The sequence below is a fragment of the Streptomyces sp. NBC_01142 genome (genome assembly GCF_026341125.1).
In the GTDB taxonomy this organism is placed as follows: domain Bacteria; phylum Actinomycetota; class Actinomycetes; order Streptomycetales; family Streptomycetaceae; genus Streptomyces.
In genome coordinates this window covers 1212228-1235958 of record NZ_JAPEOR010000001.1, presented here as the reverse complement: position 1 = coordinate 1235958, position 23731 = coordinate 1212228, and the positions used below count along the sequence as shown (strand labels likewise).

The 23731-nt window shown below is 70.4% G+C and carries 24 protein-coding genes; 16 read left to right on the top strand and 8 right to left on the bottom strand.

From position 1 onward, the window contains the following. Positions 1-10: 10 nt before the first annotated feature. A complete protein-coding gene (locus OG883_RS05910) occupies positions 11-1003 on the top strand; it encodes a DUF5937 family protein (protein ID WP_266535931.1) in 993 nt (330 codons plus the stop codon). 57 nt (positions 1004-1060) lie between these two features. On the opposite strand, the gene OG883_RS05905 is transcribed toward OG883_RS05910, so the two are convergent. After that, positions 1061-1354, bottom strand: coding sequence for an MTH1187 family thiamine-binding protein (locus OG883_RS05905; RefSeq protein WP_266535928.1), 294 nt, complete (start codon positions 1352-1354; stop codon positions 1061-1063). Further along, positions 1351-1695, bottom strand: a complete 345-nt coding sequence (locus OG883_RS05900; protein WP_266535926.1) for a DUF3817 domain-containing protein — start codon at positions 1693-1695, stop codon at positions 1351-1353. The genes OG883_RS05905 and OG883_RS05900 overlap by 4 nt, the downstream gene beginning before the upstream one ends. Positions 1696-1856: 161 nt before the next feature. Here OG883_RS05900 and OG883_RS05895 point away from each other — a divergent pair, with 161 nt between their 5' ends. From OG883_RS05895 to OG883_RS05880, 4 genes are all read left to right on the top strand, one after another. Continuing rightward, a complete protein-coding gene (locus OG883_RS05895; RefSeq protein WP_266541267.1) occupies positions 1857-2489 on the top strand; it encodes an AIM24 family protein in 633 nt (210 codons plus the stop codon). Beyond that, positions 2489-3139 carry an AIM24 family protein gene (locus OG883_RS05890; RefSeq protein WP_266535923.1) on the top strand — a complete coding sequence of 217 codons (651 nt, stop codon included), beginning with the start codon at positions 2489-2491 and terminating at the stop codon, positions 3137-3139. Before OG883_RS05895 ends, OG883_RS05890 begins: the two co-directional genes overlap by 1 nt. Next, positions 3136-3918, top strand: a complete 783-nt coding sequence (locus OG883_RS05885) for an AIM24 family protein (protein WP_266535920.1) — start codon at positions 3136-3138, stop codon at positions 3916-3918. Before OG883_RS05890 ends, OG883_RS05885 begins: the two co-directional genes overlap by 4 nt. A 140-nt stretch (positions 3919-4058) precedes the next feature. Then, positions 4059-4535, top strand: coding sequence for a MarR family winged helix-turn-helix transcriptional regulator (locus OG883_RS05880; protein ID WP_266535918.1), 477 nt, complete (start codon positions 4059-4061; stop codon positions 4533-4535). Positions 4536-4636: 101 nt separating this feature from the next. Here the strand turns inward: OG883_RS05880 and OG883_RS05875 are convergent, their stop codons facing one another. Both OG883_RS05875 and OG883_RS05870 read right to left on the bottom strand, forming a co-directional pair. Beyond that, positions 4637-6088 (bottom strand): HAMP domain-containing sensor histidine kinase, encoded by a 1452-nt coding sequence (locus tag OG883_RS05875; protein WP_266535914.1) that lies wholly within the window; start codon positions 6086-6088, stop codon positions 4637-4639. Then, positions 6085-6750, bottom strand: a complete 666-nt coding sequence (locus tag OG883_RS05870; protein ID WP_266535911.1) for a response regulator transcription factor — start codon at positions 6748-6750, stop codon at positions 6085-6087. The genes OG883_RS05875 and OG883_RS05870 overlap by 4 nt, the downstream gene beginning before the upstream one ends. Positions 6751-6865: 115 nt before the next feature. Between OG883_RS05870 and OG883_RS05865 the strand changes: the two genes are divergently transcribed. Further along, complete coding sequence (locus OG883_RS05865; RefSeq protein WP_266535909.1) at positions 6866-7516, top strand: PepSY domain-containing protein; 651 nt, start codon at positions 6866-6868, stop codon at positions 7514-7516. Between the two features lie 238 nt (positions 7517-7754). On the opposite strand, the gene meaB is transcribed toward OG883_RS05865, so the two are convergent. Both meaB and OG883_RS05855 read right to left on the bottom strand, forming a co-directional pair. Beyond that, positions 7755-8711 (bottom strand): methylmalonyl Co-A mutase-associated GTPase MeaB, encoded by a 957-nt coding sequence (gene meaB, locus OG883_RS05860; RefSeq protein ID WP_266535904.1) that lies wholly within the window; start codon positions 8709-8711, stop codon positions 7755-7757. 11 nt (positions 8712-8722) lie between these two features. Beyond that, complete coding sequence (locus OG883_RS05855; protein WP_266535901.1) at positions 8723-9925, bottom strand: acetyl-CoA C-acetyltransferase; 1203 nt, start codon at positions 9923-9925, stop codon at positions 8723-8725. A 145-nt stretch (positions 9926-10070) separates the two neighbouring features. Between OG883_RS05855 and mce the strand changes: the two genes are divergently transcribed. The 8 genes from mce (at position 10071) to OG883_RS05815 (ending at position 20722) form a co-directional block, all read left to right on the top strand. After that, positions 10071-10499, top strand: a complete 429-nt coding sequence (mce, locus tag OG883_RS05850) for a methylmalonyl-CoA epimerase (RefSeq protein ID WP_266535898.1) — start codon at positions 10071-10073, stop codon at positions 10497-10499. 166 nt (positions 10500-10665) lie between these two features. Then, complete coding sequence (gene scy / locus OG883_RS05845; protein WP_266535895.1) at positions 10666-14619, top strand: polarized growth protein Scy; 3954 nt, start codon at positions 10666-10668, stop codon at positions 14617-14619. A gap of 114 nt (positions 14620-14733) precedes the next feature. Continuing rightward, complete coding sequence (locus OG883_RS05840; protein WP_266535889.1) at positions 14734-15672, top strand: cellulose-binding protein; 939 nt, start codon at positions 14734-14736, stop codon at positions 15670-15672. A gap of 145 nt (positions 15673-15817) precedes the next feature. Next, complete coding sequence (locus OG883_RS05835; protein WP_266535886.1) at positions 15818-16798, top strand: ABC transporter ATP-binding protein; 981 nt, start codon at positions 15818-15820, stop codon at positions 16796-16798. A 3-nt stretch (positions 16799-16801) separates the two neighbouring features. Continuing rightward, positions 16802-17581 carry an ABC transporter permease gene (locus tag OG883_RS05830; protein ID WP_266535883.1) on the top strand — a complete coding sequence of 260 codons (780 nt, stop codon included), beginning with the start codon at positions 16802-16804 and terminating at the stop codon, positions 17579-17581. Positions 17582-17705: 124 nt separating this feature from the next. Next, the gene (locus OG883_RS05825) at positions 17706-18587 is read left to right on the top strand and encodes a hypothetical protein (RefSeq protein ID WP_266535880.1); all 882 of its coding nucleotides are present in this window, start codon (positions 17706-17708) and stop codon (positions 18585-18587) included. Between the two features lie 111 nt (positions 18588-18698). Next, entirely contained in the window at positions 18699-19898 is a 1200-nt protein-coding gene (locus tag OG883_RS05820; protein WP_266535876.1) for an ABC transporter ATP-binding protein, read from the top strand. Beyond that, complete coding sequence (locus OG883_RS05815; protein ID WP_266535873.1) at positions 19895-20722, top strand: ABC transporter permease subunit; 828 nt, start codon at positions 19895-19897, stop codon at positions 20720-20722. Before OG883_RS05820 ends, OG883_RS05815 begins: the two co-directional genes overlap by 4 nt. Positions 20723-20728: 6 nt before the next feature. On the opposite strand, the gene OG883_RS05810 is transcribed toward OG883_RS05815, so the two are convergent. Then, entirely contained in the window at positions 20729-21058 is a 330-nt protein-coding gene (locus tag OG883_RS05810; RefSeq protein ID WP_266535870.1) for an ATP/GTP-binding protein, read from the bottom strand. Between the two features lie 215 nt (positions 21059-21273). On the opposite strand from OG883_RS05810, the gene OG883_RS05805 reads away from it, so the two are divergent. Further along, complete coding sequence (locus tag OG883_RS05805) at positions 21274-22305, top strand: LLM class flavin-dependent oxidoreductase (RefSeq protein WP_266535867.1); 1032 nt, start codon at positions 21274-21276, stop codon at positions 22303-22305. Between the two features lie 118 nt (positions 22306-22423). On the opposite strand, the gene OG883_RS05800 is transcribed toward OG883_RS05805, so the two are convergent. Beyond that, positions 22424-22816 (bottom strand): SCO5389 family protein, encoded by a 393-nt coding sequence (locus tag OG883_RS05800; protein ID WP_266535864.1) that lies wholly within the window; start codon positions 22814-22816, stop codon positions 22424-22426. Positions 22817-23057: 241 nt separating this feature from the next. Here OG883_RS05800 and nucS point away from each other — a divergent pair, with 241 nt between their 5' ends. Beyond that, positions 23058-23720, top strand: a complete 663-nt coding sequence (gene nucS, locus OG883_RS05795; RefSeq protein ID WP_266535861.1) for an endonuclease NucS — start codon at positions 23058-23060, stop codon at positions 23718-23720. The last annotated feature ends 11 nt before the right edge of the window (positions 23721-23731 follow it).

Genomic DNA, 23731 nt, shown 5'->3' with positions numbered 1-23731 from the left:
GGCTCACCGCATGCCGTTCCATCTGCACTTCGGCGAGAGCGACCTCCTCCGCTGCCGGTTCGCCGTCTCCCCCCTGTGGGAGACCCAGGAAGCCGTACGCACCCTCGACCGGCCCGAACGGCACGGATATCACCTGCCCTGGCTGCGGCGGATACGGGACGCCGCCGACGGGATCGATCTGCGCCCGCTGTGGCTGCTGATGCCGCAGAACGGGCACAACCCCGACTTCCTCTGCCCTCCGCCCCTCGGACCCATCGCCTCCTTCGAGGAGGAGATCGCAGGCGTGCGTGCCACCCCGCTCGAGACCGCACGGGAGGACATGGCCCTCGCCCTCGCCGACAGGCCGGGCGGACTGGACAGTGCCGCCGGACGGGCCATGCTCGGTGATCCGGCGCGGGCCGTACGGGAGTTGGCCGGGCTGCTCGAGCAGGCCTGGCGCGCGCTGATCGAGCCCGAGTGGCCCCGGCTGCGGGCACTGCTCGAGGCCGACGTCGCGTACCACTCGCGGCGGCTCGCCGAGGCCGGATTCGAGCGGCTGGTCGGCGAGTTGAGCCCGCAGCTCGGCTGGCAGGACTCCACGCTCACGATCGTCGGGACGAACGGTGACCACGTCCGCGTGCTCGGCGGTCAGGGTCTTGTGCTGATGCCGAGCGTCTTCTCCTGGCCCCATGTGGTCAGCGGCTTCGAGCCGCCCTGGCAGCCGGCCGTGATCTACCCGGCGCGCGGCATCGGCGGACTGTGGACGGAGGCCGCGGACCGTACGCCCGACGCGCTGGCCCGGCTGCTCGGCCGGGTGCGCGCGGACGTCCTGTGCGCGCTCGACGAGCCGGCCGGGACCACCGCGCTCGCGCACGTCCTCGGCCTCGCGCCCTCGTCCGTATCGGCGCATCTGTCGGTGCTGCGCGGCGCGGGGCTGCTGACCTCGCGCCGCTACGGTCACCAGGTGCTGTACGAACGGACACCCCTGGGGATCGCGCTGGCATCGCAACCCGAAGCCGAGTGACCGGCCGGGCGGCCGGCCGAGTGACCGGCCATGTGACCGGCCGGGCCCGGGCCGGGCTCAGACGGAGAGATGCCGTTCCACGGTCGCCACCTTGGAGCTGAGACCATCGCTGACGCCGGGCCGGATGTCGGCCTTGAGGACGACGGAGACGCGCGGGGCGCGGGCCTCGACCGCCGCGACGGCGCGTTTGACGACGTCCATCACCTCGTCCCACTCGCCCTCGATCGAGGTGAACATCGCGTCCGTGCGATGGGGCAGTCCGGATGCGCGGACCACGCGGACGGCGTCGGCGACGTATTCGCCGACGTCCTCCCCGACGCCCAGCGGAGTGACGGAGAAGGCGACGATCATGCGCTGACCTTGGGCTCACGGCGGGCGCGGGAGGCGATGACGGCGTCCTCGGCCTCGCGCTTGAGCTTGCGCTCCGCGAAGAAGCCGCCGAAGGGGAGGACGGAGAGGACGAAGTAGAGGGCCGCGGTCTTCGCGTTCCACTTGGTGCGGTTCCAGGCGTCCAGCCAGAAGAGCACGTACAGGATGAAGAGCACGCCGTGGACCGCGCCCATCACCGGGACCGCGTTGAACTCCGTCGTGCGCTTGAGTACCGAGCAGACGAGCAGCAGGAGGAAGGACACGGCCTCCGGCGCGGAGACCAGACGGAGGCGGTGGAGGGACGAGGCGGTCTTGATGTCCACGAAAGTCACCTTCGGTGGGAGGGGGCGTTGATCTTGTGAACGCATGCACAAGCGTCGGCCCATTGTGGCAGTACGGCTCCGCCTTCGCTTTCTCAGGGTCCAGATCCTCCTCCGGGCCACTGTTCGCACCCGGAATCACCGGATAACGTCGCTCCGTGGCAATGTTCCGACTCCAAGGCAGCAAGGTGCTCGCCGTCGATATGACCGGCGACGCCGTCAAAGCGAAGAACGGCTCGATGGTCGCCTACGACGGCCAGATGGCCTTCAAGAAGATGTCCGGCGGCGGTGAGGGCATCCGCGGGATGGTCACCCGCCGCCTCACCGGCGAGCAGATGGTGATGATGGAGGTGAAGGGGCAGGGCACCTGCTACTTCGCCGATCGCGCCTCCGAGATCAACCTGGTGAACCTGCACGGCGACAAGCTCTATGTCGAGTCGAGCAACCTGCTGTGCACGGACGCGGGACTGCGCACCGGCACGAGCTTCACCGGGCTGCGCGGCGGGGCGACCGGCAACGGTCTGTTCACCACCACCGTCGAAGGCACCGGCCAGGCGGCGATCATGTCGGACGGCCAGGCCGTGGTGCTGCGGGTGACACCCCAGTACCCGCTCTCCGTCGACCCCGGCGCGTACGTCGCCCACCAGGGCAATCTCCAGCAGAGTTTCCAGTCCGGGGTGAACTTCCGGACCCTCATGGGCGAGGGCTCGGGCGAGGCCTTCCAGATCCGCTTCGAGGGCGACGGCCTGGTGTACGTCCAGCCGAGCGAGCGGAACACCGTCGGGGGCGAGGTCTGATGCCGTTCCGTGAGATCAATTCAAGGATGGTCGAGGCGACGGTCCTCCCCGGCCAGAAGATGTTCAGCCAGCGCGGCGCGATGCTCGCGTACAAGGGCGACGTCTCTTTCACGCCGAACATGCAGGGCGGTCAGGGCGGCCTGGCGTCGATGATCGGCCGCCGCGTGGCGGGCGAGGCGACGCCGCTGATGGCGGTGGAGGGCAGCGGCACGGTGATGTTCGGCCACGGCGGCCACCACATCCAGCTCATCAACCTCACCGGCGAGACCCTGTACGTCGAGGCCGACCGGCTGCTCGCCTTCGACGGCACGCTGCAGCAGGGCACGATGTTCATGGGCTCGCAGGGCGGGGTCATGGGCATGGTGCGCGGACAGGTGACGGGCCAGGGCCTGTTCACGACCACGCTCAAGGGCCAGGGCGCCGTCGCGGTGATGGCGCACGGCGGAGTGATCGAGCTGCCGATCACTCCGGGCCGGGCGGTCCATGTGGACCCGCAGGCGTATGTCGCCCACCACGGCGACGTACGCAACAAGCTCTCCACCGCGCTCGGCTGGCGCGACATGGTGGGGCGCGGCTCGGGCGAGGCCTTCCAGCTGGAGCTCAGCGGCAGTGGTGCGGTGTACGTCCAGGCGTCGGAGGAGAAGCTGTGAGCACGCCCGTGATCCACGACCCGATGTCACTGCCGAGCGACGACAACGTCAATCCGTACACCTTCTGCGTGGAGCTGAAATCCAGCCAGTGGTTCCTGCAGAAGGGGAAGATGATCGCCTATTACGGGCAGATCGACTTCAACGGCATCGGCCACGGCCGGCTCGACCGGCTGATGCGGACCTCCTTCCACTCGCCGCTGCACGCGAGCGACTGGGTGGTGGCGGAGGGCAGCGGCAAGATGCTGCTCGCCGACCGCGCCTTCGATGTGAACTCCTACGACCTGGAGAACGGCAACCTCACGATCCGCTCCGGGAACCTGCTGGCGTACCAGCCGACGCTGGCGCTGAAGCAGTCGATCGTGCCCGGCTTTCTGACGCTGATCGGTACGGGGAAGTTCGTGGCCGCGTCCAACGGTCCCGTGGTCTTCATGGAGCCGCCGATCCGGGTGGATCCGCAGGCGCTGGTCGGGTGGGCCGACTGCCCCTCGCCCTGCCACCACTACGACCACGGCTATATGACGGGCGTGATGGGCGGGCTGCGGGCCATGACAGGGATCGGCGGGGCCTCGGGCGAGGAGCACCAGTTCGAGTTCGTCGGGGCCGGCACCGTGCTGCTCCAGTCGACCGAGGCGCTGATGGCCGAGCAGGCGACCGGTGCCGTGCCGCATGACGCGGGGGTTCCCGGCGGGCACGGTGGGGGGCAAGCCCCAGGTCAACACGGGTCCGCACCCCGCCTCCCCGGTCAACTGGGGGACCTCCAGCGCCGCTTCGGCCTGTGAGCGGTAGTCTGCGGAGTGTGACGTCGAACGTCTGCACCTTTGCGCGAGGGCACCATTTGTCGCACGCCGGGCGCCGGGCGTCACACTCATCGCACCCATCCACTTCGTCCGTCTTTCAACTTCTTAGGTAGAATCCATATATGGAGACCGAGACGGCCACCCGCTGGCTGACCGATGACGAGCAGTGCGCCTGGCGCACATATCTGGATGTCAACCGGCTGTTGACGTACCAGATGGAGAAGGACCTCCAGCCGTTCGGCCTGACCAACAACGACTACGAGATCCTGGTCAACCTCTCCGAGTCGGCGGACAGGCGGATGCGGATGAGCGACCTCGCCGCGTCGACGCTGCAGTCCAAGAGCCGGCTCTCCCATCAGATCACCCGCATGGAGAACGCGGGACTGGTCCGCCGGGAGAACTGCGAGTCGGACCGGCGAGGGTTGTACGCGGTCCTGACCGAACAGGGCATTGAGACCATGCAGAAGGTCGCGCCGCACCATGTCGCGTCCGTGCGCAAGCACTTCATCGACATGCTCTCACCGGAGGCCCTCGCGGATCTACGCGAGTCACTCTCACCGGTCGCCGAGCATCTGCGCGGGCGACGCGGCAAGGTGTAGCGGCAAGGATGTAGCGGCGAAGGAAGGGCACAGCGGCGCGGCGAAGGCACCGGCGAAGGCCGCAAGGGCGTCGCGGCAACGCGCAGCGGCGGCCGGTACTTTCAGGCGGCGGGCAGGGCGAGTTCGAACAGCGCCCCGCCGGCCGGGGACCGGCCGACCGTGAGCGTGCCGCCGTGGCGATGAGCCACATCGCGGGCGATCGCGAGGCCGAGTCCCGCGCCGCCGTCGTCCCTGGCGCGGGACTCGTCGAGGCGGACGAACCGCTCGAAGATCCGCTCGCGTTCGGCTTCCGGCACGCCCGAACCGTCGTCCCCGACCGCCAGTACGACGCGGTCGCCTTCCCTGCGGACGGACGCGGTGACCGAAGTACGCGCATGACGCTGGGCGTTGTCCAGCAGATTGCCGAGCACCCGCGCCAACTGCCCGCGCGATCCCGTCACCTCCAGCCCGTCGGTGGCGGTGACCGTCACCGGGATGCGGTCACCGGCCCTCTGGGAGGTCTCCTCGCGGGCCAGCGCGGCGAGGTCGAGCAGGGACTGCCCCGGCTGCTCCCCCGCATCCAGACGAGCCAGCAGCAGCAGATCCGCGGCGAGCTGCTGCAACCGTACGGTGTCCGCGACCGCGCCCGGCACATCCAGCAACTCCGGGTGGGCCGCGCCGACTTCGAGCTGGGTGCGCAGCGAGGCGATGGGGCTGCGCAGTTCGTGCGAGGCGTCCGCGACAAAGCGCCGCTGGCGCTCCACGGAGGCTTCGAGCGCGGCCAGCGTCTCGTTCGTCGTACGGGCCAGCCTCGCCACCTCGTCGCGTGAATCCGGCTCGGGGACGCGCCTGGAGAGATCCTCGGAGGCGGTGATGGCCGCCATCTCGCCCCTGATGCCCTCCACAGGCTTCAGGGCCCGCCGGGTCACCAGCCAGGTCACCGAGCCGACCACCACAAGCAGCAGCGGGAAGCCGACGAGCATCGCGTCACGCACCGTGCCGACCGCGTCCTGCTCGGTGGTCAGGGGCGCGCCCGCGTAGACCGTGACGGTCTGCTCGGCCTCGTTGGTCGCCTCGACCGCGGCGAAGCGGTAGTCGGCGCGGTCACCGTCCACGGTGGCGCGGCCGGAGCTGAACCGCGGCTCGTCGCCCGAGACCTCGCCGCGCGCCGGATCGGCGGCGGTGTCGTCGTCGGCGTCACTGTCGTCGTCGTCCTCGGCCCCCGGCCCCGTCGATCCCGCACCCGCGGCCGGGGTCTGTGCCTGGGGCTTCACCTGCGCGCTCCCGGTCCCGGAGACCGCCTCCAGCCCCTCGCTCGCGGCAAGCACCCGGCCGTCCTCGCCGACGACCTGGACCGGGCGGTCGTCGTCGCTGTCGGGCAGGTCCAGTCGGTCGCCCGGCCTGGCGAGGGCGAACCGCGAGGCCACGTCCTGGGCCGTGACCTCGGCCTGGAGATCCGCCTGGCCGATGAGGTTCGAGCGCAGTACGAGAAGTACGGAGAGCCCGGCGGCGATCAGGGCGACGGCGACGACGAGGGTGGCGCCGAACGCGGCCCGAGCCCGTACGGATCTCATGACGCCGCCACCAGCCGGTAGCCCGCGCCGCGCAGGGTCTGGATCCGGTCCGCGCCGAGCTTGCGGCGCAGGGCGCTGATGTAGACCTCGATGATGTTGGGGTCGCCGTCGTAGGCGAAGTCCCAGACGTGCTCGAGGATCTCCGGCTTGCTGACCACCTCGCCGGAGCGCATCGCCAGTTGCTCCAGGACGGCGAACTCCTTGGCGGTGAGGGCGACTTCGTCCTCACCGCGGAAGACACGGCGGGCGGCGGTGTCCACACGGAGCCCGCCGACGACGAGTACCGGCGAGCCGCCGGAGCGGCCGCGGCGGCGCAGCAGCGCCTTGATCCGTGCCACCAGGACGACGTACGAGAAGGGCTTGGTCAGATAGTCGTCGGCGCCGGTGTCGAGGCCCTCGGCCTCGTCGTACTCGCCGTCCTTGGCGGTCAGCATCAGGATCGGGACGTCGTGGCCGGCCGCGCGCAGCGCCCCGCAGACCCGGTAGCCGTTCATGCCGGGCAGCATGATGTCGAGGACGACCAGGTCGTACGAGCCCTCGCCTGCCCGGTGCAGTCCCTCCAGGCCGTCATGGACCACGTCCACGGCATAGCCCTCGGCCTCCAGTCCCCTGGCGAGGGACAGGGCGAGCCGCTTCTCATCCTCCACGATCAACAAACGCATGCGCTCAGGGTCGCAAACCGAAGCTGAAGATCACTTCAGGTGGCTTCAGGCCGGCTTCAGGATCCCCGCGCCAGATTGGTTCCCGTCGCGATCGAACGACTCGGGAGGAACCCTCATGAAGCGCAACCTTGGCATCGCCACCCTGGCCGCGGCCGTCCTGGTGGGCGGCGGAACGTACACCGCCGCCGCCGTGACGGGCAACGACGACGGCCCGCGGACGGCCCCGTCCGCACCCGTGGCGGCGGCGGGCACGCCGGACGACGACGAGCGGTCCGGGAAGCAGCCGGCCGGACCGACCGCGGCCCAGGCTGTGGCCGCCGCGCTGAAGCAGACCCCCGGCACCGTGGAGTCGGTCGACCTCGACGACGACGGGGCGGCGTACTGGGAGGTCGATGTCGTCGGCAAGGACAACCGCGAGCACGAGCTGAAGGTCGACGCGAAGACCGGGGCCGTACGCAGCGGGGACAGCGGCGGCGATCGCGATGACCGGGATGACGACCGCGATGACGACCGAGCGGCCGTGCGCGGTGCCGGCGTCGATGCCCGGCAGGCCGCGGCGGCGGCACTCGCCGCACACCCCGGGACGGTCACGTCGGTCGACTTCGACGACGACGCCTGGGAGGTCGAGGTCCACGTCGAGAACGGTGGCGAGCGGGAGCTGACGGTCGACGCCAGGACCGGCAAGGTGACGGCGGCCGCCCAGGACGACGACAGCGCGGACGACCGCCGTGACGACGCGGACGACAACGACGGCTCCGACGACTGAGCCGCCCACCACGCCAGGCGGGCGAGCAGGGCGCCCACGGCCGGGACCGCGACGTGCGGGCCCGCCCGGGGCGCTCTCGCGCGTTCGGCGCCCCGGCGAGGCGACGGGCACGCCGGGGCCGAGGACCAGGTCCAGGACCTGGACCAGGGACTGCGGGCCGGCCACGGAGCACGCGGGGCGGCCTCCCGGCACGGCGGAGCAACTCCGCCGTGCCGGGAGGCCACCGCCGTACGCCCCGCTACGCCTGTGTGATGCCCGCCACCAGTTCGTCCGCCGCCGTGTACGGGTCCAGCTCCCCCGCCACGATCCGTTCCGCCAGCGCGCCCAGACGGCGGTCACCGTGCAGGTCGCCGATGCGTTCCCGCAGGGCCGTCACCGCGATGGTCTCCACCTCGCCGGCCGCGCGGCGGGCGCGGCGCTCCGCGAGGACGCCGTGCTCCTCCATCCACGCGCGGTGCTTCTCCAGCGCCTCGACGACCTCGTCGATGCCCTCGCCCCGCGCCGCGACCGTCTTCACGATCGGCGGTCGCCAGTCGCCCGGCCCGCGGGCCTCGCCCAGGCCGAGCATGTGGTTCAGCTCGCGGGCCGTCGCGTCCGCGCCGTCCCGGTCCGCCTTGTTGACGACATACACATCGCCGATCTCGAGGATGCCCGCCTTCGCCGCCTGGATGCCGTCGCCCATCCCGGGCGCCAGCAGCACCACCGAGGTGTCCGCCTGCGAGGCGATCTCCACCTCCGACTGCCCGACGCCCACCGTCTCGACCAGGATCACGTCGCAGCCTGCCGCGTCCAGGACGCGGATCGCCTGCGGTGCGGACCAGGCAAGACCGCCCAGATGGCCGCGGGTGGCCATGGAGCGGATGTAGACGCCCGGATCGGAGGCGTGGTCCGACATCCGGACCCGGTCTCCGAGCAGCGCCCCGCCCGAAAAGGGCGAGGACGGGTCGACAGCCAGGACGCCGACCCGCTTACCGGTCTTCCGGTACGCGGACACCAGCGCCGAGGTGGAGGTGGATTTGCCGACGCCGGGCGAGCCCGTCAGGCCCACCACGTACGCGCCGCCCGTCAGCGGCGCCAGCGCCGCCATGACCTCCCGCAGCTGCGGGGACGCCCCCTCCACCAGAGAGATCAGCCGGGCCACGGCCCGGGGCCTGCCCTCGCGCGCCTGGGCGACCAGTTGGGGGACGTCCACCATGTGCCTGCTCCTTACTTGCCGGCCAGGCGAACGATCAGCGCGTCGCCCTGACCGCCGCCGCCGCACAGCGCCGCCGCACCGACGCCGCCGCCCCGGCGCTTCAGCTCCAGCGCCAGGTGCAGGACCACCCGCGCGCCGGACATGCCGATCGGGTGACCGAGGGCAATCGCACCGCCGTTGACATTCACCTTTTCCGGGGATACCCCGAGGTCCTTCATTGACTGCACGGCGACCGCGGCGAACGCCTCGTTGATCTCGACGAGGTCGAGGTCCTCGACGCCGAGGCCTTCCTTGCGCAGGGCCTGCTGGATCGCGTTGGACGGCTGCGACTGGAGCGAGTTGTCGGGTCCTGCCACGTTTCCGTGCGCGCCGATCTCCGCGATCCACTCCAGGCCCAGCTCCTCGGCCTTGGCCTTGCTCATCACCACGACCGCCGCGGCGCCGTCGGAGATCTGCGAGGACGTACCGGCCGTGATCGTGCCGTCCTTGGCGAACGCGGGGCGCAGCCTGCCCAGCGACTCCACCGTCGTCTCGGCGCGGATGCCCTCGTCCTTGGCGAAGACCACCGGCTCGCCCTTGCGCTGCGGGATCTCGACGGGGGTGATCTCCGCCTCGAAGATGCCGTTCTTCTGTGCGGCAGCGGCCCGCTGGTGCGAGAGCGCCGCGATCTCGTCCTGCTCGGGACGGGCGATGCCGAGCCGGGTGTTGTGCTTCTCCGTGGACTCGCCCATGGCGACGTTCTCGAAGGAGTCGGTCAGACCGTCGTACGCCATCGAGTCGAGCATCTCGATCGCGCCGTACTTGTAGCCCTCGCGCGACTTCGGCAGCAGGTGCGGAGCGTTGGTCATGGACTCCTGGCCGCCGGCGACGATCACGTCGAACTCGCCGGCGCGGATCAGCTGGTCGGCCAGCGCGATGGCGTCGAGACCGGAGAGACAGACTTTGTTGATGGTGAGCGCGGGGACACTCATCGGGATGCCGCCCTTGACCGCGGCCTGGCGCGCCGGGATCTGCCCCGCCCCGGCCTGCAGCACCTGGCCCATGATCACGTACTGCACCTGATCACCGCCGATGCCGGCCCGGTCCAGCGCCGCCTTGATGGCGAAGCCGCCGAGATCGGCACCGGAGAAGGACTTGAGCGAGCCGAGCAGGCGGCCCATGGGCGTACGGGCGCCCGCAACAATCACTGACGTGGTACCGGTCGTTCCAGACATGTGACGCGATCCCCTTTCAGCCGCAGCTGAGGAGTGAACGAGGGTTTACCTCAATGTACTGAGCAGTACTGTCCTGGGTCACCGGGCAGCTGGTGTGATCGCGCGCACGTTGCGTAACCACTGCCCGGGGCGCTGCACTGGAACCATGCTGACGCGAATCGACCACATCGGGATTGCCTGTTTCGACCTCGACAAGACAGTGGAGTTCTACCGGGCCACCTACGGCTTCGAGGTCTTCCACACCGAGGTCAACGAGGAGCAGGGCGTACGCGAAGCCATGCTCAAGATCAATGAGACGTCCGACGGCGGCGCCTCCTACCTCCAGCTCCTGGAGCCCACCCGCGAGGACTCGGCCGTGGGGAAGTGGCTGGCCAAGAACGGCGAGGGCGTCCACCACATCGCCTTCGGCACGGCGGACGTGGACGGGGATGCGCAGTCCATCCGGGACAAGGGCGTACGTGTCCTGTACGACGAGCCGCGTATCGGTTCCATGGGCTCCCGTATCACCTTCCTGCACCCCAAGGACTGCCACGGCGTTCTCACCGAACTCGTCACCTCTGCAACCGAGCACTGACCTCCGGATTCCCGGCCCGGTAGAGTGGGCGATTCCGGGCCGGGGCCGGGTCGGGGCCGCGCCGCGTCCCCGCCGTTGATCTGTCACCATTCCCCGGGGGGCCGTTCGCCGTTGGACGGTGCTCGTTTGGAGACAGTTGCGACCAGGGGACGGATGGGACCGCGCAGTGCGGGGCTACGAACGCCAGGAGAGCCACCGAGCTGACGACGACCACCTCTCGCGGTTCGAAGCCGAGATGGACCGGCTGAAGACCGCGCGGGAGAAGGCCGTCCAGCATGCCGAGGACCTCGGCTATCAGGTCGAGGTATTGCGCGCCAAGCTCCATGAGGCGCGCCGCAACCTCGCCACCCGTCCTGCTTACGACAGCGCCGACATCGGCTACCAGGCCGAACAGCTGCTCCGTAACGCCCAGGTCCAGGCCGACCAGCTGCGCTCGGACGCCGAGCGCGAGCTGCGCGACGCCCGCGCGCAGACGCAGCGCATCCTCCAGGAGCACGCCGAGCACCAGGCGCGCCTGCAGGCCGAGCTGCACACCGAGGCCAATCAGCGGCGCCAGCGTCTGGACCAGGAGCTGGCCGAGCGCCGGCAGACCGTCGAGTCGCACGTCAACGAGAACGTCGCCTGGGCAGAGCAGCTGCGCGCCCGCACCGAGGCGCAGGCCCGCCGGCTGCTCGAGGAGTCCCGCGCCGAGGCCGAGCAGTCGCTGGCCGCGGCCCGCGCCGAGGCGACCCGGGTTGCCGAGGAGGCCCGCCAGCGGCTGGGTTCCGAGTCGGAGGCCGCCCGCACCGAGGCCGAGGCGATCCTGCTGCGCGCCCGCAGGGACGCCGAGCGCCTCCTGAACGCCGCCTCCAACCAGGCGCAGGAGGCCACCAGCCACGCCGAGCAGCTGCGCTCGTCGACCAGCGCCGAGTCCGACCAGGCCCGCCAGCAGGCCGCCGAGCTGAGCCGCGCCGCCGAGCAGCGGATCCAGGAGGCGGAAGAGAAGCTGCGCGAGGCCCGCGCGGAGTCCGAGAAGGTCCTCACCGAGGCCAAGGACTCGGCGGCCAAGCAGCTGGCGTCCGCCGAGTCCGTCAACGAGCAGCGCACCCGTACGGCCAAGGCGGAGATCGCCCGGCTGGTCGGCGAGGCCACCAAGGAGTCCGAGGCCGTCAAGGCGGAGGCCGACGAGAAGCTCCGCGAGGCGATTGCCGAAGCGGAGAAGCTGGTCGCGGAGGCCGGGGAGAAGGCCAAGACGGTCGCGGCCGAGGACTCCGCGGCACATCTCGCCAAGGCGGCCCGTACCGCCGAGGAAGTACTGACCAAGGCGTCCGACGACGCCAGGGCCACCACCCGCGCGGCGAGCGAGGAGGCCGACCGGATCCGCCGCGAGGCGGAGGCCGAGGCGGACCGGCTGCGCGGCGAGGCCGCCGAGCAGGCCGACCAGCTCAAGGGCGCGGCCAAGGACGACACCAAGGAGTACCGCGCCAAGACCGTCGAGCTGCAGGAGGAGGCGCGCCGGCTGCGCGGCGAGGCCGAGCAGCTGCGCGCCGAGGCGGTCGCCGAGGGCGAGCGCATCCGCGGCGAGGCGCGTCGTGAGGCCGTCCAGCAGATCGAGGAGGCGGCCCGCACCGCCGAGGAGCTGCTGACCAAGGCGCGGACCGACGCGGACGAGCTGCGGGCCGGCGCCACCACCGAGAGCCAGCGCGTCCGTACGGAAGCGATCGAGCGGGCCACCACCCTGCGCAAGCAGGCCGAGGAGACGCTGGAGCGCACCCGCGCCGAGGCGGAGCGGCTGCGCGGCGAGGCCGAGGAGCAGGCGGAGGGCGTGAAGTCCGCCGCCGAGCAGGCCGCCGAGGAGCTGCGCGAGGAGACCGAGCGCGGCATCGCGGCCCGCCAGGGCGAGGCCGCCGAGGAACTGACCCGGCTGCACACCGAGGCCGAGTCGCGCCTCGCCGCCGCCGAGCAGGGCCTGTCCGACTCCCGCGGCGAGGGCGAGCGGATCCGCCGCGAGGCAGCCGAGGAGACCGAGCGGCTGCGCAGTGAGGCCGCCGAGCGGATCCGTACACTCCAGGCACAGGCCGAGCAGGAGGCCGAGCGGCTGCGCGACGATGCCGCCGCCGACGCCTCGACCACCCGCGCCGAGGCCGAGAACGTCGCGGTACGGCTGCGCAGCGATGCCGCCGCCGAGGCGGAACGCCTGAAGTCCGAGGCACAGGAGACCGCCGACCGGGTGCGGGCGGAGGCCGCGGCCGCCGCCGAGCGGGTGGCCGCCGAGGCAGCCGAGGCACTCGCCGCCGCCCAGGAGGAGGCGAACCGCCGTCGTCGCGAGGCCGAGGAGATCCTCGACTCCGCGCGCAGCGAGGCGAATCAGGAGCGCGAGCGGGCCCGCGAGCAGAGCGAGGAGCTCCTCGCCTCCGCCCGCAAGCGCGTCGAGGAGGCGCAGACCGAGGCGCAACGGCTGGTCGAGGAGGCCGACCGGCGCGCCACCGAGATGGTCTCCGCCGCCGAGCAGACCGCCCAGCAGGTACGGGACTCCGTCTCCGGTCTCCAGGAACAGGCCGAGCAGGAGATCGCCGGGCTGCGCTCCGCCGCCGAGCACTCCGCGGACCGCACCAGGACCGAGGCGCAGGAGGAGGCGGACCGGGTCCGCGCCGATGCGTACGCCGAGCGGGAGCGGGCCACCGAGGACGCCGGGCGACTGCGGGCCAGGGCCCACGAGGAGACCGAGGCCGCGAACGCGCTCGCCGAGCGGACCGTCTCGGACGCGATCACCGAGTCGGACCGGCTGCGCGCCGACACCGCGGAGTACACGCAGCGGGTCCGTACCGAGGTGTCGGACTCCCTCGCCGCCGCCGAGCAGGACGCCTCGCGCGCCCGTGCGGAGGCACGCGAGGACGCCAACCGCATGCGTTCCGACGCCGCCGCCCAGGCCGATCTGCTCATCGGCGAGGCGACGAGCGAGAGCGAGCGGCTGCGCAGCGACGCGGCCGAGGCCCTGTCCGCCGCGGAGACGGGCGCGGCCCGTCTGCTGCAGGAGGCCGAGCAGATCAAGGCGGACGCCGAGGCCGAGGCCGAGCGGTTGCACGCCGGGATCCGTGCCGAGGGCGAGCACATTCTCGACGAGGCCCGCGAGGCCGCCGACAAGCGCCGGGCGGATGCCGCCGGTCAGGCCGACGAGCTCATCTCCGAGGCGAGCAGCGAGGCCGAGCGGCTGCGCGCCGAGGCCGCCGACACGGTGGGTTCCGCCCAGCAGGCCGCCGAGCGCATCAAGTCCGAGGCCCAGAGGGCCAAGGCGGACGCGGAGGCCGCGGTCGAGCTGATGCGTACGGAGGCCAGGCAAGAGGCGGACCGGGCGGTCGACGAGGCGCGCGAGGCCGCGGCCAAGCGCCGTGCGGACGCCGCCGAGCAGGCCGACCAGCTCATCAACAAGGCACAGGAGGAGGCGCTGCGCGCAGCCACCGAGGCCGAGGAGCAGGCCGACCTGATGGTGGGCGCTGCCCGCAAGGAGGCCGACCGGCTGGTCGGCGAGGCTACGGTCGAGGGCAACTCCCTGGTGGAGAAGTCCCGTACGGACGCCGATGAGCTGCTGGTCGGCGCGCGCCGGGACGCCACCGCCGTCAGGGAACGCAGCGAGGAGCTGCGGACCCGTGTCGAGTCCGAGGTCGAGGAGCTGCACGAGCGGGCCCGCCGGGAGACCTCCGAGCAGATGAAGTCGGCCGGCGAGCGGGTCGACCATCTCCTGAAGACCGCCACCGAGCAGCAGGCCGAGGCCGAGGCGAAGGCCAAGGAGCTCCTGTCCGACGCCAATTCGGAGGCCGGCAAGGTCCGGATCGCGGCGGTGCGCAAGGCCGAGGGGCTCCTGAAGGAGGCCGAGCAGAAGAAGGCCGAGCTGGTCCGGGAGGCCGAGCGGATCAAGGCGGAGGCGGAGGAAGAGGCCGAGCGTATGGTCACGGAGGGCAAGCGCGAGCTCGATGTGCTGGTGCGCCGCCGCGAGGACATCCAGGCGGAGATCTCTCGTGTCCAGGACGTACTTGAGGCGTTGGAGTCTTTTGAAGCGCCGTCGGGTGGGAAGGACGGAGGCGTCAGAGCAGGCGCAAGTGCGGGGGTTACACGTTCGAGTGGCAAGTCATCCGAGAGCTAGCCACTCAAAAGGCTGGACATTCTCCAGATCAAACGGGCATCCACACGGTGACACGCCGCTTCGGCCCCTAGGATTCTCCCTATCACCTCACCGGTCTCATTCGACAGGAACCCCATGAGCGACACATCCTCCCCCTTCGGCTTCGAGCTCGTGCGGCGTGGTTACGACCGCGGTCAGGTGGACGACCGCATTACCAAACTCGTCGCCGACCGTGACAGTGCCCTGGCCCGAATCACCTCTCTGGAAAAGCGCATCGAGGAACTCCACCTCGAGACGCAGAACGCCCAGGCCCAGGTCAACGACGCGGAGCCGTCGTACGCCGGTCTCGGTGCGCGCGTCGAGAAGATCCTCCGCCTCGCCGAGGAGGAGGCGAAGGACCTTCGCGAGGAGGCCCGTCGCGCGGCCGAGCAGCACCGTGAGCTCGCCGAGTCCGCCGCCCAGCAGGTGCGCAACGACGCCGAGTCGTTCGCCGCCGAGCGCAAGTCGAAGGCGGAGGACGAGGGCGTCCGTATCGTCGAGAAGGCGAAGGGCGAGGCCTCTACACTGCGCAGCGAGGCGCAGAAGGACGCGCAGTCCAAGCGCGAGGAGGCGGACGCACTCTTCGAGGAGACCCGTGCCAAGGCCGCCCAGGCCGCCGCGGACTTCGAGACGAACCTCGCCAAGCGCCGTGAGCAGTCGGAGCGCGACCTGGCTTCGCGTCAGGCGAAGGCGGAGAAGCGCCTGGCGGAGATCGAGCACCGCGCCGAGCAGCTTCGTCTGGAGGCCGAGAAGCTGCGTACGGACGCGGAGCGCCGGGCCCGTCAGACGGTGGAGACGGCGCAGCGCCAGGCCGAGGACATCGTGGCCGACGCGAACGCCAAGGCCGACCGGATCCGCAGCGAATCGGAGCGCGAGCTGGCGGCGCTCACCAACCGCCGCGACTCGATCAACGCCCAGCTGACCAACGTCCGCGAGATGCTGGCCACGCTGACCGGTGCGGCCGTGGCCGCGGCCGGCACCCCCGCCGACGACGAGCCGATCTCCCGCGGTGTCCCGGCCCAGCAGTCCCGCTAGTGGGACCTGCGGTGCGGTAGCACCTGTACGTCTTCGAGTGCCCGGTGCCCTTGCGGCGCCGGGCACTCGTGCGTACGCGCACGCTCGGAGGAAAGTGCCTGCCGTACGGGTGGCGGAGGCTGGAGGTCCCCCTTAGCGTGGCCGCATGATCGAGCTCGAGGGCCTTACCAAGCGCTTCGGCACCAAGACCGCGGTCGACCATCTCTCCTTTCAGGTGCGGCCCGGTGTGGTGACCGGCTTCCTCGGACCGAACGGCGCCGGCAAGTCGACGACGATGCGCATGCTGCTCGATCTCGACAACCCGACAAGCGGCACGGTCAGGATCGACGGCAAGCACTACCGCGACCTCGAGGAACCGCTGAAGTACATGGGTGCGCTGCTGGACGCCAAGGCGATGCACGGCGGGCGGAGCGCGTACAACAACCTCCTCTGTCTCGCCCAGGCCAACCGCATCCCCGCCTCCCGGGTCTCGGAGGTCCTGGACACGGTGGGGCTGACCCCGGTGGCGAGGAAGAAGGTGAAAGGTTTTTCGCTCGGTATGGGCCAACGGCTCGGAATCGCCTCCGCACTGCTCGGCGATCCGGAAATCTTGATGTTCGACGAGCCCGTCAATGGTCTGGACCCCGAGGGAATTCACTGGATCCGCAATCTTATGAAGACTCTCGCATCACAAGGGCGCACGATCTTCGTCTCTTCGCATCTGATGAGCGAAATGGCGCTGACCGCCGATCACTTGATCGTGATCGGGCAGGGGCGACTTCTGGCCGACACCTCGATGGCCGATTTCATCCAGGAGAACTCCCGCAGTTTCGTACGGCTTCGCTCACCTCAGCAGGAGCGGCTGCGCGATGTGCTGCACCGGTCGGGCTTCCTCCCCGTCGAGGCGGGCAACGGCACGCTGGAGGTCGACGGTGCCACCTCCGAGCAACTCGGTGAGCTGGCCGCCGAGCATCAGCTCGTCCTGCATGAACTGAGCTCCCAGCGCGCCTCGCTGGAGGAGGCGTTCATGCAGATGACGGCAGGCTCGGTGGAGTACCACGCGCACTCGGCGGGCGAGGCGTCGCCGCCGGTCCAGCCACCGGGTCCCCAGTGGGGCCAGAGCTACCAGAGCAACAAGGGAGCCTGACCCATGGCCTCGGTACCCGCCGTCCTCCAGTCCGAGTGGACCAAGATCCGTACGGTGTCCTCGACCACCTGGACGCTGGTGAGCGCGTTCGTCGTCACCGTCGCACTGGGCGCCGCGTTGAGCGCGCTGCTGAAGGCGACGTTCGACGATCTGTCGGAGGTGGAGCGGCTCACCTTCGACCCGACCTTCGTCAGCTTCTCCGGGATGATCCTGGGGCAGCTCGCGATGGTGGTCTTCGGGGTGCTGGTGGTCGGCACGGAGTACAGCTCCGGCATGATCCGCACCTCGCTCGCCGCCGTACCGCAGCGTGCCACCTTCATGTTCAGCAAGATCACGGTGGCCACGGTGCTGGCGCTGGTGGTCGGTTTTGCGACCAGTTTCCTCTCCTTCTTCCTCGGCCAGGCGCTGCTGGGCGAGCACCGCACGACGATCGGCGCGGACAACGTGCTGCGCGCCGTCATCGGCGGCGGGCTCTACATGGGCCTGATCGCGCTGTTCTCGATGGGCGTGGCGACGATGCTGCGCAGCTCGATGCTGTCGCTGGGCATCCTGATGCCGTTCTTCTTCCTGGTCTCGCAGATCCTGGCGTCCGTACCGAAGGCGAAGACGGTCGCGCAGTACTTCCCCGACCAGGCCGGCTCCAAGATCATGCAGGTGGTCCCGACCGCACTGGGCAGTGACGAGGCTCCGTACGGCCCGTGGGGCGGACTCGGGATCATGGTCATCTGGGTGGTCCTGGCGCTGCTCGGCGGCTATCTGGTACTCAAGAAGCGGGACGCGTAGGAGACGGGTTCCACGGCTTCCCCTCGTCGGGCAGCAGCTCTGCCGGACTCCGTCCCCGGTCCAGCCGTTCAAGGACCGGACCGGGCTTCCCTGTACGCGCGACCGGCCCGGAGGGGCGTGCGCCATGAAGGACCGAAGCCTTGAAGCGCTGGGCCTGGACGGCGTCCCGGCCCGGCAGCCGCTGATCTATCCGGGCCTGCCCACCACCGAGCCCTCGCTGCTCGTCGGCGACGAACTGCTGCCGCTCCACGTCCGCCCGCTGCGGCTCGGCGACTGGTACGTCGAGGAGCAGGCGCAGCAGCAGCGGCTCGACGAAGTGCTCTTTGACCGCGGCCAGGTCGGGACGGGCCACCGCCATCCGGTGATCGCGGTCGGCTCCAACGCCTCGCCGGGCCAGGTCAGCCACAAAATCGCCCGCCGCGGCATCCCGGTGACCGTCCCGATGGTGCCGGTACGCGTGGGCGGTATCGGGATCGGCTGCTCGGGCCACATCAGCCCGGCCGGCTATGTCGCGGCCACGCCGTACGCCGACCGGGACGCGCAGACGGTCCTCGTCGTCTCCTGGCTGGATGCCACCCAGCTCACGGCCGTCGACGACACGGAGTTCCCCAACAACCGGCGGGCGATACTCCCGGGCGACGAGTTCCCGATGACGATGCCGTCGGGGGAACGGCTGGGCGGCGCGTACATCTACCTCAGCGCGTACGGCGTCCTCGCGGGCCCCGACGGCACTCCCCGCCCCGGCGGCGGCGACCAGTCCGCCCTGCTCGCGGCCCTGCTGGACGCCTCCCCCCGGCTGCACCGGCTGCTGGGCCCCGATCCGGCGGCCTGGGTGAGGAAGGCGGGCGCCGACCGGGCACTGCGCGAACGGGGCACCCAGATCTTCGGTGAGGAGAGCTGGGTGCTGCCGAAGACCGACTTCCTTCCGTACCTCGACGACGACGCCGAGCTGCGGCCCTACGACGATCTGCCGCCGCTCGGCGACTCCCTTCCACCGACGCCATAGCGTTACGGCTTGGCCGGAACCGTCAAGTCCCAGTTATCCTCCTAACTCTTACGGGGGCGTACGGCCACATGGCCTGGGCCCCGACGACCCGAAAGTCGATGGGGCTGGAGAATGATCGAGGCAGTCGGCCTGACAAAGCGCTACGGCGCCAAGACGGCCGTGTACAACCTTTCCTTCCAGGTGCGGCCCGGGGCCGTGACCGGATTCCTGGGCCCCAACGGTGCCGGCAAGTCGACGACGATGCGCATGATCCTCGGGCTCGACCAGCCGACCGAGGGCCAGGTGACCATCGGCGGCCGTGGCTTCCGTCAGCTCCCGAACGCTCCCCGCCAGGTCGGTGCGCTGCTCGACGCCAAGGCGGTGCACGGCGGCCGAAGCGCGCGCAACCATCTGCTCTCGCTGGCGCAGCTGTCCGGCATCCCGGCCCGCCGGGTCGACGAGGTGCTGGGCGTCGTCGGTCTGCAGGAGGTCGCCAAGAAGCGCTCCAAGGGCTTCTCCCTCGGCATGGGTCAGCGGCTCGGCATCGCGGCGGCACTGCTCGGCGACCCGCAGGTGCTGCTCTTCGACGAGCCGGTCAACGGCCTGGACCCCGAGGGCATCCTCTGGGTCCGCAATCTGATGAAGCAGCTGGCCTCCGAGGGCCGTACGGTCTTCGTCTCCTCCCACCTGATGAGCGAAATGGCGCTCACCGCCGACCACTTGATCGTGATCGGGCGCGGGCAGCTGCTCGCGGACATGAGCGTCAAGGACTTCATCTCGCACAACTCCGCGGACTTCGCCCGGGTGCGTACCCCGCAGACCGATCCTCAGCAGCGCGAAAAGCTGTCGGCCGCGATCACCGAGGCCGGCGGGCAGGTCATGTCCGAGCCGGACGGCGCACTGCGGATCACCGGGATGCAGCTGCCGCAGATCAGCGATCTGGCGCATGCCGCGGACGTACGGCTCTGGGAGCTCTCGCCGCACCAGGCCTCGCTGGAAGAGGCGTACATGCGGATGACGCAGGGCGCGGTCGACTACCGCTCGACCGTCGACCAGAAGTCGGGTCTGATGCAGCAGCCGCCGATGGGCTACGCCCCGCCGCAACAGCAGATCCCCGAGGTCGCGCCGCAGCAGGGCTGGTACGCCCCGCCGCCGCCCCAGCCCGGCCAGACGCCGCCCCAGCCCGGCCAGACGCCGCCCCAGCCCGGCCAGAATCCGTACGCGGGCGCTCCCGCAGCTCCCGCCGCGCCTGCGGCTGCTCCGGCTGCTCCGCCCGTCGTGCCCCCGGCCGCCGCCCCCGCCGACCTGACCAAGCCCGAGGACGCCCGATGACCACCCCCTACCAGCAGCAGGGCGCACCCGCCGCCACGTACTCCTCGCCGATTCCCGTGCGCGGGGCCAATCTCGGTGATGCCCTCGCCTCCGAGTGGACCAAGATCCGTTCCGTACGCTCCACGATGTGGACGCTCGGCGTCATGATCGTGCTGATGGTCGGCATCGGCGTGCTCTCGGCGGTCGCCGTCTCCGCCGCGGACGCCGATCTGGCCGGTCAGTCGGTCCTCTCCCTCGGCTTCTTCGGCGTACTGCTCGGCTCCATCTGCGTGATCACGCTGGGCGTCCTGACCATCGCGTCCGAGTACGGCACGGGGATGATCAGGACCACGCTGACCGCCTGCCCCAGCCGCGCCCGCGTGCTGATCGCCAAGGCGATCGTCTTCTTCCTGCTCGTCTTCACCCTCACCACGGTGATCACCGCGTTCGTGGGCGGACTGCAGACCGTGATCGTGGACCAGGGCCCGTCCACCGGCGAGGAGTGGTTCCGCGCGACGATCGGCATCGCTCTCTACGTCGCGACCCTCGGCCTGCTCTCGCTCGCCGTCGGCACGCTGATCCGCCACTCGGCGGGCGCGATCACCATCATGATCGGTGTCGTGCTGCTCCCGCTGGTGCTGGCCATGTTCATGTTCTCGGAGTCGCTGCGGGATCTGCAGCAGGCCCTCTTCGAGTACTCGATCCCCAACCAGATCGGCGTGCTCTACGACACCGCCGTGACCGATTCCGGCCCGGAGGGCTGGGATCCGCTGTGGCTCGCGCTGGGGGTGACGGCGGTCGCGATGGCGGGCGCGTTCGTCTCCCTCGGCAAGCGCGACGTCTGACGCGCCTCAGTACCTGGGCGCGTTACGGGACCGCTGCACCCGCGTGGTGCGGCGGTCCTTCGCGTTCCAGCACGCCTTGTGCCAGTGCCGGCGGTCGTCCACCCCGCCGTGCTCGGGCCACACCACCACATGCGGCACCCCGGACGGGATCTCCTGGTCGCAGCCGGGGCAGCGATACCTCTTGCCCGCGGCACGTGCACCCGCGACATGGCGCACCGACCATTCCTCGCCCTGCCAGGACTCGCTCCTCCCGAAGCCGCCGTACCTCTCACCCGGCTCTGCTGTGCGCTCGGTCGGGTTCTCGCCGCCTCGGGGGCGGTTGCGGCGCGGGGACACGTGACACCTCACGGGGCAAGTCCGGACAGTTCCTCCCTCCAGCCTACGGGCCGCAGTCCGGGGTACACGTACAGGACTGCGTGAGACCGCGGCACCCACTGGGGGCAGTTACCGGAAAATCGCAACAACTTCACGATTGGCCGTGCCTATGGCACGTGTCAGACGTTGTTGCCGGTAGGGGGAGTGACGCGTCGGCCGCAAGGAGGCAGAAGGCGATGCGCGTGGGAACTTTTGTACTGGCCGCCCAATTCCCGGGCCAGGGGCAGGGGGAGGCGCTGCACCGAGCGGTGCGGTCCGCCGAGGTGGCGGAGGAATCCGGTCTGGATTCGGTCTGGCTGGCCGAGCATCATTTCGTGCCGTACGGCGTGTGCCCGTCGGCCATCACACTGGCCGCACTGCTGCTCGGCCGCACCCGCCGGATCCGTGTCGGCACGGCGGTGAGCGTCCTGCCGAACGCCCATCCCGTGGCCCTCGGCGAGCAGGCGGCGCTGCTGCATCTCACCTCCGGAGGGAGGTTCTCGCTCGGCCTGGGCCGGGGCGGCCCCTGGGTCGACCTGGAGGTGTTCGGCGCGGGGCTCGACGCGTACGAGAAGGGGTTCACCGAATCCCTTGACCTGCTGCTGCGCTGGCTGCGCGAGCCCCGTGTCGCAGCCCGGGGGGAGCGATTCACCTTCCGTGAAGTCCCGGTCGTGCCACGGCCGGACGAGCTGATCGACGGCCCGCCCAAGGGCCCCGAGGTCATCGTCGCGTGTACGTCCTCGAAGAGTGTGAAGCTCGCCGCCGAACGCGGGCTCCCGATGCTGCTCGGAATGCACTGCGGGGACGCGGAGAAGGCGGAGATGGTCGCCCTGTGGCGCACGCACGCGCTCGCCGCGGGCCGCCCGCCCGAGGAGGTCGAGGACCCCGGCCATGTGTCGGCCGGAGTGGCCCAGATCGCCGACCGCCGGGCCGAGGCCGCCGAGACCCTGGTGAAGGCGATGCCCGGCTGGCTCAAGCAGGGCCTGGACGCCCATGTGACGGTCGACGGCCGGCAGCGCGCCATGCGGGACCCCGTGGCCTACACGGAACTGCTGTGCGGGCTGCACCCGGTGGGCCCGCCACGGCTCGCCGCGGACCGGATCGCGGCCACGGCCGAACGTACCGGTGTCACACGCTTCGCGCTGCTCGCAGAGGGCTCGGGCGATCTGGCGGCCACCGAGGAGAACGTGCGGCGGCTGGGCACAGAGGTACTGCCTCTGCTCGGCTGACTCCCGCTCGGCGTACGGAGTCGTACGGGGGCGTACTCGTCGTACGTGGTCGTACCGGAGGCGCTGCCGCTCCGACATCAGTTGCACCTCCCGCAATGCGGAGCGGCAGCAAAAGACTTCAGCAGTCGCGCAGTTCGGGCGACTGATTGAGCAGCTGGCCACGTACGGAGGTGAAGCGGGCGAGCCGCTCGTCGACCGAGGAGTCCAGCGGGAACACCGCGACGCGGTGGCAGTTCTGGAATGCCAGTCGCACCCCGAAGTGCCGTTGCAGCGCGCCGCGAATCGCGTCACTCGCGAGCGCGCGCAGCAGCTGACCACGTGCCTGCTCGTCCGGCGGGGGCGTCTGGTTGTCGGCGAAGTCGCCGCCGTCCACCTTCAGCTGAGCCACCAGAGAGCTGATCATCTCCCATGCGAAGGGCAGGGAGGTCCGGACGCAGTCGACGAAGACAGCTTCGTCGACCTCGCCTCGCTCGGCCTGTTCCAACAGCGCCGGTGAGACGTCGAGCGACATGGGTTCTCCTCTCGCGGCCCCGGGACCCGGAGCCTTACGGGCAGGGAAGGAGGCGACGACGAACGACGGCATACCAACGACGTACGACGACGCAGAGTGCACGACCGACGACCTCCTGCTTCCACGGTAAGTGCGCCGACTGGAGGGCACCAGGAGATTGGGAACACAACCGGCCAAATAACGAAGGGGGCTTCCGGGGCGAATCGCGCGCAACTGCTTGTGTCGAGTAGCGTTGCCGACCATGCGTCTTGTCATCGCCCGCTGCTCCGTGGACTACGCGGGCCGGCTCACCGCCCACCTGCCCTCCGCCCCCCGTCTGATCCTGGTCAAGGCAGACGGCAGCGTCTCCATCCATGCCGACGACAGGGCGTACAAACCGCTCAACTGGATGTCCCCTCCCTGCGCTCTCAAAGAGGGCGACGGCAGCGTGTGGACCGTCGTGAACAAAGCGGGCGAGAAACTGATCATTACGATGGAGGAAATCCTCCATGACTCGTCGCACGAGCTCGGCGTGGACCCCGGTCTCATCAAGGACGGCGTGGAAGCGCACCTCCAGGAGCTGCTCGCCGACCGGATCGAGACACTGGGCGAGGGCTACAGCCTGATCCGGCGCGAATACCCCACGGCCATCGGCCCGGTGGACATCCTGTGCCGGGACTCCGACGGCGCGACCGTGGCCGTGGAGATCAAGCGGCGCGGCGAGATCGACGGTGTGGAGCAGCTCACGCGCTATCTGGAGCTGCTGAACCGCGATCCGCACCTGGCTCCGGTGAAGGGCCTCTTCGCCGCACAGGAGATCAAGCCCCAGGCACGGGTGCTGGCGACGGACCGCGGGATCGGCTGCGTGGTGCTGGACTACAACGCGCTGCGCGGTATCGAGGACGACAAGCTCAGGCTCTTCTGAGTCTGCCGAGG